Source organism: Pseudanabaena sp. SR411, from assembly GCF_002251945.1.
Lineage (GTDB): Bacteria > Cyanobacteriota > Cyanobacteriia > Pseudanabaenales > Pseudanabaenaceae > Pseudanabaena.
This window is the reverse complement of record NZ_NDHW01000097.1, coordinates 1-15,096: the sequence shown is the minus strand read 5'-3', so window position 1 is coordinate 15,096 and position 15,096 is coordinate 1. Positions and strand designations below refer to the sequence as shown.

Genomic DNA, 15,096 nt, shown 5'->3' with positions numbered 1-15,096 from the left:
GTATATATCCCAGACTTTACACACTTTACTGTACACTCTCGAACTGGGTTCTAAGTAACCCGTTTCAACGGGTTTGAGCTTTAGCCCGCACTTGAGTGCAGGGCTACTAATCATAAAAGAAGAGGCGCTTTGCGCCCCATCTTTTATGGATTTATTAATGCTTTCATTTCCCGAATTGCCCTTTCTAGTCCAACTAATACAGCCCGACTAATGATGCTGTGTCCAATATTTAATTCTTCCATTCCTGCAATTTGAGCAACTGCACGGGTATTCCAATAGGTTAGCCCATGTCCTGAATTAAGTCTTAGTCCTAGCTCGATCGCTAACGCTCCACCTTTGGTTAATACTCCTAACTCACGTTGAAGTTCTTCTTCATTTTTAGCATTGGCATACTTACCTGTATGCAGCTCTACTAATTTTGCACCAGTTCTTGCCGAAGCTTGAATTTGTTCTGTTTCCGCATCGACAAATAAACTTACAGGGATACCTGCACCTTGTAATTGATGGACAAATTTACCTAAGCGATCGCATTGCGCTTTCACATTTAATCCGCCCTCAGTTGTAATTTCTTCGCGGCGTTCAGGCACGAGCGTAATATAGTCGGGCTTCACATCAAGAGCGATCGCGACCATTTCGGGAGTAGCCGCCATTTCTAAATTGAGGCGAGTCCTTACAGTTTGCCGCAGCAGACGTACATCGCGCTCTTGGATATGGCGACGGTCTTCTCGCAAATGTACAGTGATGCCATCAGCACCTGCTAGCTCGGCAATTACGGCCGCAGCCACAGGATCGGGTTCCGTCCCTCGACGAGCTTGGCGAATGGTAGCAATATGGTCGATATTTACTCCGAGCGTAGGCAAGGTTTTTTCCTCAAAAATTTTAAAAGTATTGATATCTATAGTGAAGTAAGAGCTTGTGTTCCTCCAAAGGGAGAATACAATCCCTTACTTCCTATGATATTAGAACAAATTCAAGCCTAGAAAGCAAAAGCAGCATTTTCTATCTTTATTTAGTTTCTAGGTTTGCTAGACAAAATCATTCATCTTCGCGTAGGATCGTAAGCCGACAAAAAAATCTGAAATAAATGACCTCTGACAAAATGAAGTTGCTGGTCGCAGAAGCTATCACCGCTCTTGCACCGACCTTTACCCAAATCGATCTCCATGTAAAAAACAATCTCGAACGGGTTTTACAAGCTTTTCGCGATCGCCGTGTGGGAGCGCATCACTTTGCCAGCGTGTCAGGGTATGGACATGGTGATATGGGACGCGATGTTTTAGATGAGGTTTTCGCGCAAGTAATGGGCGCAGAATCTGCTGCGGTGCGCGTGCAGTTTGTTTCAGGAACCCATGCGATCGCCTGTTGTTTATTTGGGATTTTGCGCCCTTTAGATGAGTTGCTATCGGTTGTGGGTGCGCCCTACGACACGCTCGAAGAAGTGATTGGCTATCCTCTCACCTCCGATAGTCAAGGAACAGCCTATGCAGGTTCACTCAAAGATTTTGGTATCACCTATCGCCAAGTGGAACTTACGCCCGAAGGAAATGTAAATTGGGAGGCTTTAGCAAAAGCAGTCAAACCCCAGACCCGTATGGTCTTGATTCAGCGATCCTGTGGCTATGCATGGCGGCAAAGTCTTTCCATTGAAGATATTGAAAAAATTATCAAATTAGTCAAACAACAAAATCCAAATACCGTCTGCTTTGTTGATAACTGCTATGGTGAATTTATTAGCGATCGCGAGCCAACAGCCGTTGGAGCCGATATTATCGCAGGCTCTCTAATTAAAAATCCTGGTGGCACGATCGCTACCGCAGGCGGCTATGTGGCAGGTAAAGCCGAATATGTGGAACTAGCAGCCCAAAGGCTCACTGCTCCTGGGATTGGGCGTGAAGGTGGTGCAACTTTTGATCTCAATCGACTGCTATTTCAAGGACTATTTCTTGCCCCGCAAATGGTTGGAGAAGCCATGAAAGGCAGTCATCTCGCCGCCTATGTGTTCGATCAATTGGGTTACAAAGTCAAGCCACTTCCCTTTGAGCTTCGTCGTGACATCATTCAAGCGATTCAACTCGGAGATCCCAAGAAACTAATTGAATTTTGTCGCAATCTTCAACGCTTCTCACCAATTGATTCCTATGTCGATCCGATTCCTGGGGAAATGCCTGGTTATGTTAGTCAGCTAGTCATGGCAGGTGGAACTTTCATTGATGGCAGTACCCTAGAGCTTTCCGCAGATGGCCCCTTACGTGAACCTTACACGGTATTTCTCCAAGGTGGAACCCATTGGACGCATGTAGCGATCGCCCTTGAAAATTTCCAAATTGATGATTTATCAAAAGCACAATAAACAATTAGTGATGCGTGGCAAAGCTACGCACCACTAATTGTTTATTGTGCTTCTAAATGTTGTATTACTTGCTAGAAGATTGGAAGCTGGGTCAGGTTCGAGTGGCTCCGAGAATAAATATCCTTGACCGTAGCATTCCTCTAGGGAAGAGTTAAATAAAGTTTTTAACATTGCTAATTGCATGGGTGTTTCTATACCTTCAACCACGACACTCTTTCCCAATGTAAAAGCTAATGTCCCGATCGCTTTGACAATAATCCATTCTTCATTGTTAATAAAGGAGCGATCTATTTTAAGAATATCAATAGGAAAATCAGTTAGTCGTCTCAGTGATGAATAGCCTGTACCAAAGTCGTCAATACAAAACTGAATTCCTAAATCCTTTAGCTGGTGGAGAATTTGTAAAGTGCGATCGCGATCACCCATGACTGTACTCTCAGTTATTTCTAGCTTGAGACAATCTGGGTTTAGCTGGTAGTCGCTTAAAATCTCACGAATATGTTCCACTAAATTAAGCTCTGATATTTGCTTTGTGGATACATTTACACTCATCGTCAAATTATTGTAATCAGGAAAAGATTGTTGCCAAATTCGTAATTGTTGACAAGCAGTATTCAGTACCCACCGACCAACTGGATAAATTAAATCTGTTTTTTCGATAAGATCAATAAAATGTATAGGAGCAAGTAAACCTCGCTGTGGATGTTGCCAGCGAATTAAGGCTTCAAAACCAGTGATTAAATCCGTCTTAAAATTGACAATTGGCTGATAGAACAATCTCAAAGCTTGACAATCAATAGATTCTTTTACCTCTGAGTATAAATCCCAATTAAATCCCGTTAATGTAGAAATCTCTTTTTGTAAACTAATATTTTGAATCTCTAGAAGTTTAGTCTGTTCTAAAAGTTGGGCTTGTAATGAGCTTACCCGTAAATGAGTTTCTACCCTTGCTAGTACTTCAATTAAATGAAATGGTTTATTAATAAAATCAATGCCACCAATAGCAAACGCTTCCACTTTTTCTTCTACATTCTCAATTGCACTAATGAAAACGATAGGAATTTGCTGTGTAATTGGATTATTTTTTAGATTACTACAAACTTGATATCCATCCATTTCAGGCATCTTAATATCTAATAAAATCAAGTTTGGTATCCGTGTTTTGGCTAGCTCGATAGCATCAATTCCATTTGTAGCTTCCAAAACCGAATAGCCTTGGTTCGCTAGCATGATGGATAGAATTTGCAAGTTATATCGAGTATCGTCAACAACAAGAATAGTAATATTACTTTTATTCATTAGACATAGAAGATTTAACAAATCAATTATTAATCATATAGCATTTACCCCTTCCGTTATAGCGTTTTGCAAATGAGTATGTACTCATTTGCAAAACAAAAAACAATCACAATAAGGGTTTGCAGTTTTCATTTTGTCTACGATAAAATGAAAACTGCTATGGGTGTAGATTAATAGGGGAAATATAGTCATTGATGAGAAATTAAGGACTTACGCTTATTTATCCCTACGACAATTCCCGACCGAACAAACCACAAATAAATCCTTGAAAGTGTTGTTAAGCAAAGCTTTTAAGGATTTCTCTAGTTTGGGCTAGAGCGCATAGCGTTGTAATTTACTTGCTTGAAAGCAGCAATTCTCATTATGAACCCGATTTTGGTGTTTCCAGCGCCTTCGGCGCTGGAAACACCAAAATCGGGTTTTTGAAAGCCCGCCGTTGGCGGGCTTTCAAAAACCCGATTTTTATAATGAGAATTGCTGGCTGGAAAGGGAGCAGCTATTCGCTATATTAAAAATTAGTATAAAATAGGTAAGCACGATGCGATGAGAACTTTATGGAGTCAGATCAATTGTCTGTAGAAGAAAATTCACAAGAAAATTCACAAGAAAATTTAGATCCATCTCACCAAGGAGAGTCCCCAGAAGCGATCGCGATGTTAGCCAATGGCTCAGTCAATGAGGTCGATGAATTTATCGATGAGTCTAATGATGAAAATATGCAGATAGAAACAGCTACATCAGACAAAAGCTTTGAGCAGTTTCCTGAGCATATCGGTGACCTTGCCATCGAAGGTAAAGACATGGAAACTGAGGTATTTATCACAGCAACTAGTGCAGAACGTGAATCAGAAACTCAGTCCCAAGAAAGTTTAGATACCTCAGAAATATTAACAATCATTAATCAACTACAGCAAGAAGAGTCTGAACTTAGGGTCGAGCTAGATCACCTTAAAACTACTAAGTCTAAAATTTTACAAGACCAGTTAGACGATTTACAGGCAGGTATTATTCGCTTAGCTCAAGCTGATGTTGCTCGTCTCGAATATCAAAAGCAAGAACTACAAGCGGCGATCGCTGTTCTTGAAAAGCGCAAAGAACGCCTTGACAAAGAAATGATTAGTACCTATGCAGGTACATCCCAAGACATTGCGATTCGGGTGCAAGGATTTAAAGACTATCTGGTTGGTAGTTTGCAAGACTTGGTGGCGAGTGCTGAAAAATTAAACCTTGTTGCGCCCTCTGCTCAGCCTGTAGCGGAAACAATCTTACCTAGAGAAAAGCAACCGTCTAAAGAACCTGAACCATTACGACTATCTGAGCAAACCTTTGCAGAGTATAAACAACGGGTCGATCAGCTTTTAGATCGTTATCGCACCTTGCCCGATTACTACGGGCCAGCATGGAAACTCAGACGCACCTTTGAGCAAGTTCATGCTGATCGCGTTTCTAAGTGGTTTTTTGAGCAGTCTGGACGTGGCGCAATCCGCACAATGGGAACGCGCTTACAAAATATTCTGGTCACCTCGGCAGCAATCTCTGTCTTAAAAGCTGTCTATGGTGAAAAATTGCGGGTACTCGTCCTTGCAACTTCCCCCGAACGTCTCGGCGAATGGCGGCGTGGTTTTCAAGACTGTTTAGGTTTGACCAGAGAACATTTTGGCTCTGACAAGGGTATAGCCTTGTTTGAAGATCCTGAACCTTTAGCAACTAAAGGCGATCGCCTTGTCAAAGAAGGACTAAGCCCTTTAGTAGTTATTGACGAATCTGAAGAACTGATTGCTGTGGATTTGCTAAGATTCCCACTTTTAATTGCTTTTGGCGGCGCACCTGAAGCTAAGCCTGCGACTCCCTCAGCTTATATGAATCGTGATAACAGCCGCGAAAGCCCGAATAATCGCGATTACGTTCGTGAGGCTCCGCGAGATAATCCCAGAGATATGGGTCGTGATTACGCCCCTAAAGAACGTGATAATCGTGACTATGGTTCACGCGACTATTCAAGTCGTAACTATGGCGATCGCGACTCTCGCGATACTGGCTATGGAAATAATCGTGGGCGTAACAATCAAGATTCTGATTGGGACTGGTAAAAAAAGAGGAGCGCGATGCGCTCCTCTTTTTGAGATCCCGCAAAAGGGCGCAATGCGCCCTTTTTTTATTTTTTAGCTGGTGCTACTTGCGGTGTTGCTGATTGCTTAGTATTTTTGAGAATGTACTCAAAAGAAGTACGCGATGGCACAAACTGGAAGCGTTCAACTTCGGGGTTAGGTTTATTGTCCTTGGACACCATCGAGTCTAAGACTTGGAACAATGAAGCAACTTGGATTTTAGTCGCCTTAGCTACATCGGGTTGATCTTTACTAGCGCGATCAAGCAGGTTTTGCAGATCGGTTTTATCAAGAAAGAAAGGCACAACTTGCTCCTTCTTGCCATTTTGATCGATGCTCATGGTTAGCAAACCTTGGTTATTGGCTTGACCACCGATCGCAAAGAAAACAGGCACATTCGGGATTTTGTCAGCCGCAACGCCTTGAGCCGTCAGAATGGTCCTTGCTGAGTCAATACTGGCTCTAGAAGGAATAAACTGGAAAACGACCTTTTTATCTTTATTTTCACGAATCACCTTGTAGGCATCATTCATTGATCGCACAATGATCTGAGCCTTTTTGCCAACCTCAGGATTCGATTTTTGGACTTGGCTGAGCATCATTTGAGCTTCGTCGGGTCCAAGGAAGAAAAACAAAAGCTGGCTATCATCGGGCTTAGCATTTGGTTGCTGAGGCACTGCACCTAAAAGAGGTGAGCCTTTATCATCGGTAATTGTGAAAACAGGAATACTGCCCAATCTCTCCAAAACTTGGGCTTCAGTGAGGGCTTCAGCTTTGAGAGTAAATATGGGACTAACAGCGATCGCCCCTGCGACACCTGCGGTGGCTGCTAGACTAACCAACGACTTGAATACGGACATATTTCTCCTAGCTACAATACTATTTAGGTTTATTTGGGATGTGGTCTGTAAAAACAACTGTGTTGAATGAGCCTTGAAAAGCTAAAAGTCAAAGGTAATGATTGTCTGAAAGTAACTTTCTGGCAACTTTAACAATATCTCACTTAAAAAGACAACCTTTTTATACCAGTTTCAGACCAGTTTTGTGAGGAAATTGTTACCCTCTAAGACTCGAATATCATAAGTATAGTTCCTCAAACCAAGAAGTGAAGTTGCGGCGCTTCACGCCGCAACTTCACTAAATTAAACGTAGGATGGGTTGGCGATCGCGTAATACCAATTCACAAAAGTGTGACAACACTTTTATGAATCAAAAAACAGACCCAGTAAGGTTTATACCAAAACTAAAAATGGCTGCGCCATTTTTAGTTTTGGTATAAACCATAATTATTTGTAGGATGCGTTAGTGCAACTTAACTAATCCTACAAATAATTAAGACTTCTTCCTTACCTAGCGATGTTATGCCACAAGACGAAAACTTTCTTAGCTTTGATGAAATTTTTGAGGAGCTAAATTATCGCCAAGCACAGCGCACATTGCGAGATATTGTCGCCAATCTAGACTTGTCAGAACGAGAGCGGCGTGGACTAGAGGAGCCACTCGAAGAACTTCAGCAAATGCTAGATAAGTTAGAGCGTCAAGTTCTCCAAATAGCAGTATTTGGCATGGTGGGACGTGGTAAATCATCGGTACTCAATGCGCTCATGGGTGGTCAAGTGTTCGAGACTGGTCCTCTGCATGGTGTCACGACAAGTCGGCAAGCCGCAGAGTGGCAAATCTCACGAGAGGCGATGCAAACTAACGGCGATCGCACCATTCTGAAGGCTTCATTTCAGGGACGGGGTGAGGCAAGAATCGAATTAATTGATACACCTGGGATTGATGAAGTTGATGGAGAAGGTCGTGCGGAATTAGCCAAACGCATCGCCCAACAAGCGGATTTAATTTTATTTATCGTTGCGGGTGACATTACTAAGGTTGAGTATGATGCCCTTTCCGAACTCAGAGGCGCTAGTAAACCGATCCTGCTAGTTTTCAACAAAATTGACCAATATCCACCTGAAGATCGGCTTGCTATTTATGCCAAAATCCGTGATGAGCGGGTACGAGAGCTATTAACTGAAGATGAAATTGTGATGACTGCCGCTTCTCCCCTTGTGGCAAAAGCGATCCGTCAGCCCGATGGCTCCTTTGAAGCTGAGCTAGTCAATAGCAAGCCCCAAATTGAAGATTTAAAGCTAAAAATTCTGGAAGTACTCGATCGCGAAGGTAAATCTCTCATCGCGCTAAATACAATGATGTTTGCGGATATGGTGCAGGAGCGCGTCGTTCAACGCAAAATGTTTGTACGCGATCGCCAAGCCAATCGTATCATCTGGAATTGTGTCATCACCCAAGCCGTAGCGATCGCTGTTAATCCCTTCACTGTAGTGGATGTGATTACCAGCGCTATTATCGATGTCTCGATGATCGTGGCGCTATCCAAGCTTTATGGCATAAATATGAGCAACCGTGGCGCAATTTCACTGATGCAAAAAATAGCGATCGGCATGGGTGGCATCAGCGCCAGTGAATTTCTAGCTAACTTTGGTTTAAGCTCGCTCAAAGGTTTGCTGGGTATCGCCGCGCCTGCGACGGGTGGTTTAACTTTGGGTGGTTATGTGTCAGTTGCGATCGCCCAAGCAGGTGTGGCAGGATTCTCCACCTATGCACTGGGGCTAGTAACGAAGGAATATCTCGCCAATGGTGCATCATGGGGAGCCGATGGTCCCAAAGCCGTGGTTAAACGAATCTTAGACACCATCGATGAAGACTCGATCCTAGCCAGAATCAAAGATGAACTCCGCGCCAAAATCGACCTGCGCCGACTCCGAAAAATCTAGATTTGTAAAATTAATGATAATTTAGGTTCAGAGTTTGATTTTAAGATCAAAAAATCACTTCATCATTTTTATGGCAAAGCTAAGTAAAATCCTGATTTTCCCAGTCAAATCGCTAGACCCGATTGCTTTAGATGAAGTCGAGATATCTGAAGGTGGAGCTTTAAAAGGCGATCGCGAATTTGCCATGTTTGATAAAAGCGGAAAATATATCAATGCTAAGCGCTATCCCAAAATTCATTTAATTAGAGCAAGGTACGAATTAAGCGATCGGTTAGTGCATTTGCAGATCCAAAAGCAACAAGAAGTATTCACTTTCCATTTAGATCGCGATCAAACTGCGCTTACTGATTGGCTAAGTGCATTTTTTGATCAGCCTGTAGAAATTCGGCAAAATACTATTAATGGGTTTCCCGATGATCCTGAAGCATGGGGCGCAACTGTAATATCTGAGGCAACTCTTACAACTGTGCAAAGTTGGTATACAAGTTCTCAAATCAGCCTTGAGCAAATTCGCCGACGCTTCCGTACCAATTTAGAAATAGCTGATACAGAGCCATTTTGGGAAGATCATTTATTTGCAAAAGCTGGTGAAACGGTTCCTTTTAAAATTGGCGATGTTCAGTTTCTTGGTGCAAATCCCTGTCAACGTTGCCCAGTCCCTACTCGCGATCCTTTTACAGGTCAAGTTTATCCTGAATTTCAAAAGATTTTCACTCGTCAACGAGAAGCAACTTTATCCACAAACATAGAGCGATCGCGCTTCAATCATTTCTATCGTCTAGCACTGAATACACGGATTCCCTTAACAGAAGCTGGCAAAATTCTGAGGATAGGAGATATAGCTATCTAAACAAAAGTGGCGGCGCTTTGCACTGCCACTTTTGTTTTACTTGTTGAAAACATTCTGTCTGGAAGCTAGCCTTGCTTTGCCTGAAGCTGCCCATTCTTGCAAAACCTGAATTTCCTGTTGAGCTGTTTGCGCCAATGGCACAATTTGACTAGCTGCTTCGAGGATGTCATCGGTGGTGAAGTCACGATTTTGACTGAAGCCGATATGCATCGCTTCGATGATCCCCTGTTCGATTTCTGCACCTGAAAAATCGGGCGTTTCGTAGGCGAGGCGATCAATATCGTAGGCGCGAGTGTTGTGGGGACGGTATTTGTTTAGATGCACCGCAAAAATCTGCGATCGCTCCTCTTGATTAGGCAAGCCCACGAAGAATACCTCATCGAATCGACCTTTACGCAAGAGTTCAGGAGGCAAAGTGCGGATATTGTTCGCAGTTGCTACTACGAATACAGGCGAAGTTTTTTCCGCCATCCATGTTAAGAAAGTTCCAAAAACACGATTGGTTGTTCCTGAATCGCCGCGACCTTCCATACCTGAAAATGCCTTGTCAATCTCATCAATCCACAATACACAGGGAGAAAGGGCTTCTGCTAGCTGAATCATTTGCCTTGTGCGGGATTCGCTCTCACCAACTAGTCCTGCAAACAGACGACCAACATCGAGACGTAATAGGGGCAAATGCCAATGGTGAGAAATTGCCTTAGCAGTGAGGGATTTCCCTGTACCCTGAATTCCTGCCAATAACAATCCTCTAGGATGCGGTAAGCCATACTTACGGGCGCGATCGCTAAATGCTCCACCGCGCCTTAACAACCATTCCTTGAGATTATCTAAACCACCAATATCACTAATTTCCGTAGTCGATGGATAGAACTCTAAAATCTGCGTTTGGCGAATACTTTGACGCTTTTCTTCAAGAATTAATTCGACATCTTCGGGACGCAAGCAGTTATTTTCAGCGATCGCTTTGGCTAATACTCGTCTGATGCGCTCTAGCGATAAACCTTGGCTAGCACGAACTAAATCATCGATCGCCTGTTTATTTAATTGCAGATCATTGCCTGAGTTTGTCGAATTAGCGATTTGTTCAATTTCTATTTTCAGTTCGCTAGGATTGGGAAGTGGAAATTCGAGAATCGAGAAAAATTCACTAAGGCTATCGGGAATACTAATCTGTGAGGCAAGCACAATGACATTTTGCGCTTCACTTTTGAGCTTACGGGCAAGATTTTTGAGCTTACGAGCGATCGCCACATCTTCTAAGAAGCGATCGAAATCTCGCAACACAAACACTGCCCCCTTGGGGATTTTATCCACAAATTCTAATGCTTGCAGTGGATTGCGCTTCCCAGCACCCGCATCGTTAGGATTGGACTGATAGCCATCGACAAAATCCCAAATAAACACGCTACGACCAAGGGATTTTGCCACACTAGTGATCACGGCTTCGACCCGTTCCTCTTCGGCTGAAGGTATGTATATCAAGGGATAACGGGCGCGGAGGGTCAGATTTAAGTCAGCTTCAAAATTCATTGATCAGCAAGCCGTGAGTAAAACGATAGAATGTCTACAGCCTATAATCTACAGCAAACTATAGCAATAGGGAGATTTCTTTGATCTTTTTTACCGATCAAAACTTCTCAAATAGTTACTTAACCTCAATTTACGAAGATATCAATGCTGTTTAGGTGAACTATAAAGAGAACTATAAAAATCAGAAAAAGTAGCTTTTCTAAATATTCTCTTCGTCTACATTAGATTGCATCACAGCTAAATATTTATCTAGCTCTTCAACATTAGCAAATACTTCAGAAATGGGAACCGCCTTAACAATGTCGAACACTTTTTTCACCTGAGGTGTGATGTTAATAAAAAAAACATCACCTTCTCTTGATTTCAATGTTTTTCGAGTTTTAGCAAAGACTCGTAGTCCTGCGCTAGAGATAAAACTCAGGCTTTGGAGATCGAAAATTAGAGTTTTGATATTTTGAGTCAAACTAGTTTGGATAGATTTATCCAAATTAGGGGCAGTCAACGAATCAAGCTGTCCATCCAAAGCTAAAGATAAGGTATTGGAATTAGTATTTTTAACAAGGACTTGCAGAGCCATAGATTTTATCGTGCAATCAAATTAATTGTATTTTACAGTGCTTTGCGCTGTACTAGCTAGAAATTAATTGACTAACAGTCAAGATATTTTTGCCATCACAATAAGTGTAGTCAACTTGATCAGATAGTTCTTGTACTAAAAAAAATCCAAAGCCTCCCAGCGATCGCTCGTCATCATCTCGATCAAGATCGGGTGCAGCAACTTCGATTAGCGGATTAAAAGGCTTACCACCATCTTTGAAAGTCATGATCAAGTACTGTTTGTTTATTTCGAGTCGTAAATCGATATGTCCATCATTGCGATTTTCATATCCATATTGAATTATATTTACTAAAATCTCCTCAACAATCAATTGCGTATTTTCGATTAGCTCTACAGCTAGTCCCGCATTATCCAAGATCTTATTTAAGGCTTGTTTAACATTCTCTAATTCAGTTAACTCGCTATTGAGGGTTAAATTCCATTCCATAACGTTTGAAACCTGTAAAAAAGGACTTGAAGGAAGATATTGCATGGCTAGTAATGTCATATCATCGAATTGGGGAGCATCTCCCACAAATTGCTGACAAAAATGTTGAATTGTACGCACTGCTCTCGTAGTATTGGTTGGCGGATATGCAGCAATCATCTCGATTAATCTAGTATCTGAAAAGAATTCGCCATCCAAATTCATTGCTTCGGTAATTCCATCGGTATAGAACAAGATGAGATCATTAGCCACAAGCTTAAATTTATGCTCTTCAAATGTGGCATCTTCGTATATTCCTAATGGTGGCATTGTTTCTAATTCTAAATGCTGAACATGGCGATCGCGCACTAAAATTGGTGCATCATGACCACCACTGGTATAGGTAAAGTCACCACTACCTAACTCAAGTACCCCACAAAAAACTGTGACAAATTGACATTCTTCATTGTCCACACATAGCTCCTGATTGACAGCACTCAAAATTTGGCTAGGTGTGCTATTTGCTTTGGTGAGTGTCCGAATTAAGGTAATCGTTCTTGCCATTTGTAACGCAGATGGAAAGCCTTTATCTGCAACATCACCAATAATTAAGCATAGGCGATCGCTTCCCATTAAGAAGAAGTCGTACAAGTCTCCGCCTACAATCCTTGCTGGCTTTAGCACTGCCGAGATGTCGTAGGGTAAATTCGTATCTACATTAGTTCGAGGTAACATTGTGCGCTGAATTTGGGCGGCGATCGAGAGTTCGCTCTCTAATTTTTGCTTAGCCGCAGTCGTCTCTTGCAAATCTTGGATATAAAGTTGCAAAGAATCACGCATTCGTCGAAAAGATTGCGCTAGTCTTCCCACTTCATCCTCAGAGGTAATAGATGGCAAAATGGTATCAAGATTTCCTTTTGCCATCTCTTCGGTACTTGTATTCAAATCTCGCAAAGAGCGTGTTGTAATTTGCGAGATGAAGGCGACTACTACACATATCAAACCCATATCCCTAGACATGGATAAGATCATCAACCAAAGATATTGTTGTGAAGCTTTCTCAAAGTTACCTACTGGAATTCCGATTCCCACAATCCATCCTGTCGAATTTACTGTTTGGCTAATGAGAGTACCTTGAGAGTCAGTTAGAGAATTAGGCTGAGAATTAATTGGTTGTTGATTTGAGGAGATACTATCTAAATTTTTGTTTTGCGGAGATGCATTTTGAGGAAACATCTTTTGCTGAGACAACCATGCTTGAATTTGCTGTGGGTTATTTGGTTTAATTAGCCACTGTCGATCTGGTTTGTTCGATGCAATTGTCACAAATAGATCACCTAATTCTAGGTAATGCGTTTCATCAGAACTAGCTAATTTGTGCTTCATAAAGTCAGACAGCCAATCTAAATTCATTTCAATAGCGATCGCGCTATTCGCAGTAATATCAGACTTTTTGGCTAACGGAATACAATAAGTAATTCTAGGGTTTTCGTGATTATTTAAGAAATACAGCTCTGTCCAGAATGCTTGATTAGTAGATGCTTGATTAGTATTTGGATTAATTAAACTTTTTCGATCTCTTTGACAACGATCTAACAAAACTGTAGCTTCACTTGTAATATTTTTATATCCACCTTGGCGATCGTATTGCCATCCTCGATTTGAGATATCAGATGTGTTACTGGGAATATTAACTAGGGCGATCGCCTGTATATGGGGCTGCTGTGCTAATAAAAATTTCAACTGCGGTAAAATCTCAGTTTGAGAAAGACTAAAATTTTGTGCAGATTCTTGAATGGTTTGACGAAGCAGAAATACATCCTTTTCGAGCCGTAGTAAACTTCCTTCAATCTGATGGGCAGCATTGTCAATTCGTGACTGAGACAAATCGATGATCCAAGAGCGAACATTTCTTTGAACTAGATAACGACCATGCCAATAAGAAATACTATAAATGGCGATCGCGGATACAACGCAGCTAAAAATTAAGCGATGGGTGATGCTTTTGAATTGAAATTTGACTAGCTTTTGCATGGAGAAAAAAGAAGGGGGGAGTCACAATTAGTCACAATATTAGCCGCCGCAAAGAGATATCTCAACAGTGATCGCTGTTTGATTTGTGGAAATAAGCGAGCCTTGACTACAGCGCTCTAAATATTTGGGAGGTTATTGCTAAACTATAGTAATGTATGTTTTGCTTAGGACATAAAACCCACAAGATGAGTGGCGGCGCTTCGCGCCGCCACTCATCTTGTGGGTTTTGATTTGTCTTAGCTATCTCTTACGTTGCTATATCTGCTCAAGTACCTGATGAAGAAAGGGGCACTGGGCAGTTAAATCGTGAGGGTGTGAAAGCCACGTAGTGAAAGCAACTCCCTCATGGAAAGTGGACAATGATAGCCAGATCGCCATAGCAGGGTTTCCCAATGCTATCGAAACTGTGTTTCCCAAAACTCAGGTACAGTTGCATTGTTCATATGGTGCGTAACTCGGTCGCCTTTGTGCCTTGGCAACAACGCAAGCAAGTTTGTGCGGATCTCAAGGCTATTTATGCCGCTGCGACGGAATCAGAAGCGGAGTTTAACCTGGAGTTGTTTGCTGAAAAATGGGACAAGCAATATCCGTCGATCTCCAAGTCTTGGCGCAGTCATTGGGTGAATATTATCCCCTTCTTTGTTTTTCCATCTGAGATTCGCAGGGCGATTTATACCACCAATGCGATTGAGTCAATGAATAGCAGTTTGCGGAAAGTGATTAAATCTCAACAGATTTTTCCAACCGATGAGTTTGCTTTCAAACTGGTTTATTTGGCAATGCGGAATATTTCTAAGAAATGGACGAGGCTCCATTCGTGATTGGAAACCTGCACTTAATCGATTTGCCATCCTCTTTGAGGATCGTCTCCACATCTAGCTTCTAGACTTTACTCAATCTACTTGACAGTCTCGAGTCAGCTTGGAAAATCACTTGTATACGTTTTGCCCTTAATGATCCAAAACAAAATCCTATTGAAGATATTTGGTTACAAGCTAAGCGCTTTATTCGTGAGTTCTATCATTTATATAGCAGTCCTATATCATTTGTGGATTTTTTTGGTTTGTGGAAGGACACCCCAATGGGGTGTCCTTCCACAAACCATTTAGGATTG

General features: G+C 41.9%; 10 protein-coding genes and 2 pseudogenes. 6 read left to right on the top strand and 6 right to left on the bottom strand.

All coding sequences use genetic code 11. The annotated features are described in order from the left end of the window. Positions 1–143: 143 nt before the first annotated feature. Positions 144–860: a pyridoxine 5'-phosphate synthase gene (locus B9G53_RS09660; RefSeq protein WP_094531596.1), complete on the bottom strand. Its 717-nt coding sequence runs from the start codon at positions 858–860 to the stop codon at positions 144–146. Positions 861–1,084: 224 nt separating this feature from the next. On the opposite strand from B9G53_RS09660, the gene B9G53_RS09655 reads away from it, so the two are divergent. Then, the gene (locus tag B9G53_RS09655; protein WP_217901547.1) at positions 1,085–2,350 is read left to right on the top strand and encodes an aminotransferase class I/II-fold pyridoxal phosphate-dependent enzyme; all 1,266 of its coding nucleotides are present in this window, start codon (positions 1,085–1,087) and stop codon (positions 2,348–2,350) included. A gap of 33 nt (positions 2,351–2,383) precedes the next feature. Here B9G53_RS09655 and B9G53_RS09650 read toward each other — a convergent pair whose 3' ends face one another. Further along, positions 2,384–3,649, bottom strand: a complete 1,266-nt coding sequence (locus tag B9G53_RS09650; protein ID WP_094531594.1) for an EAL domain-containing protein — start codon at positions 3,647–3,649, stop codon at positions 2,384–2,386. Between the two features lie 554 nt (positions 3,650–4,203). On the opposite strand from B9G53_RS09650, the gene B9G53_RS09645 reads away from it, so the two are divergent. Further along, entirely contained in the window at positions 4,204–5,739 is a 1,536-nt protein-coding gene (locus B9G53_RS09645) for a DUF3086 domain-containing protein (RefSeq protein ID WP_254923609.1), read from the top strand. 65 nt (positions 5,740–5,804) lie between these two features. Here B9G53_RS09645 and B9G53_RS09640 read toward each other — a convergent pair whose 3' ends face one another. Further along, positions 5,805–6,617, bottom strand: coding sequence for a Tic22 family protein (locus B9G53_RS09640; protein WP_094531592.1), 813 nt, complete (start codon positions 6,615–6,617; stop codon positions 5,805–5,807). A 501-nt stretch (positions 6,618–7,118) separates the two neighbouring features. On the opposite strand from B9G53_RS09640, the gene B9G53_RS09635 reads away from it, so the two are divergent. Next, positions 7,119–8,540 (top strand): GTP-binding protein, encoded by a 1,422-nt coding sequence (locus B9G53_RS09635; protein ID WP_094531590.1) that lies wholly within the window; start codon positions 7,119–7,121, stop codon positions 8,538–8,540. Positions 8,541–8,610: 70 nt separating this feature from the next. After that, positions 8,611–9,390, top strand: a complete 780-nt coding sequence (locus B9G53_RS09630; protein WP_094531588.1) for an MOSC domain-containing protein — start codon at positions 8,611–8,613, stop codon at positions 9,388–9,390. Between the two features lie 36 nt (positions 9,391–9,426). Here B9G53_RS09630 and B9G53_RS09625 read toward each other — a convergent pair whose 3' ends face one another. The 3 genes from B9G53_RS09625 to B9G53_RS09615 form a co-directional block, all read right to left on the bottom strand. Then, positions 9,427–10,923 carry an AAA family ATPase gene (locus B9G53_RS09625; protein ID WP_094531586.1) on the bottom strand — a complete coding sequence of 499 codons (1,497 nt, stop codon included), beginning with the start codon at positions 10,921–10,923 and terminating at the stop codon, positions 9,427–9,429. 199 nt (positions 10,924–11,122) lie between these two features. Further along, on the bottom strand, positions 11,123–11,500 hold the full coding sequence (locus B9G53_RS09620) for an STAS domain-containing protein (protein ID WP_094531584.1): 378 nt from the start codon (positions 11,498–11,500) through the stop codon (positions 11,123–11,125). Positions 11,501–11,552: 52 nt separating this feature from the next. Beyond that, positions 11,553–13,982, bottom strand: coding sequence for a SpoIIE family protein phosphatase (locus B9G53_RS09615; RefSeq protein ID WP_094531582.1), 2,430 nt, complete (start codon positions 13,980–13,982; stop codon positions 11,553–11,555). A gap of 376 nt (positions 13,983–14,358) precedes the next feature. On the opposite strand from B9G53_RS09615, the pseudogene B9G53_RS09610 reads away from it, so the two are divergent. Further along, positions 14,359–14,861: pseudogene (locus tag B9G53_RS09610) on the top strand (transposase); the annotation flags it as partial. A 43-nt stretch (positions 14,862–14,904) separates the two neighbouring features. After that, positions 14,905–15,018, top strand: a pseudogene (locus B9G53_RS29000) (IS630 family transposase); the annotation flags it as partial. Positions 15,019–15,096 lie beyond the last annotated feature (78 nt).

What these genes read in the sequence shown, in the direction of transcription:
- B9G53_RS09655 (WP_217901547.1), top strand. Translation starts at nt 1,085, where the DNA reads ATGACCTCTGACAAAATGAAGTTGCTGGTCGCAGAAGCTATCACCGCT.
- B9G53_RS09650 (WP_094531594.1), bottom strand. Translation starts at nt 3,649, where the DNA reads ATGAATAAAAGTAATATTACTATTCTTGTTGTTGACGATACTCGATAT.
- B9G53_RS09645 (WP_254923609.1), top strand. Translation starts at nt 4,204, where the DNA reads ATGGAGTCAGATCAATTGTCTGTAGAAGAAAATTCACAAGAAAATTCA.
- B9G53_RS09640 (WP_094531592.1), bottom strand. Translation starts at nt 6,617, where the DNA reads ATGTCCGTATTCAAGTCGTTGGTTAGTCTAGCAGCCACCGCAGGTGTC.
- B9G53_RS09635 (WP_094531590.1), top strand. Translation starts at nt 7,119, where the DNA reads ATGCCACAAGACGAAAACTTTCTTAGCTTTGATGAAATTTTTGAGGAG.
- B9G53_RS09630 (WP_094531588.1), top strand. Translation starts at nt 8,611, where the DNA reads ATGGCAAAGCTAAGTAAAATCCTGATTTTCCCAGTCAAATCGCTAGAC.
- B9G53_RS09625 (WP_094531586.1), bottom strand. Translation starts at nt 10,923, where the DNA reads ATGAATTTTGAAGCTGACTTAAATCTGACCCTCCGCGCCCGTTATCCC.
- B9G53_RS09620 (WP_094531584.1), bottom strand. Translation starts at nt 11,500, where the DNA reads ATGGCTCTGCAAGTCCTTGTTAAAAATACTAATTCCAATACCTTATCT.
- B9G53_RS09615 (WP_094531582.1), bottom strand. Translation starts at nt 13,982, where the DNA reads ATGCAAAAGCTAGTCAAATTTCAATTCAAAAGCATCACCCATCGCTTA.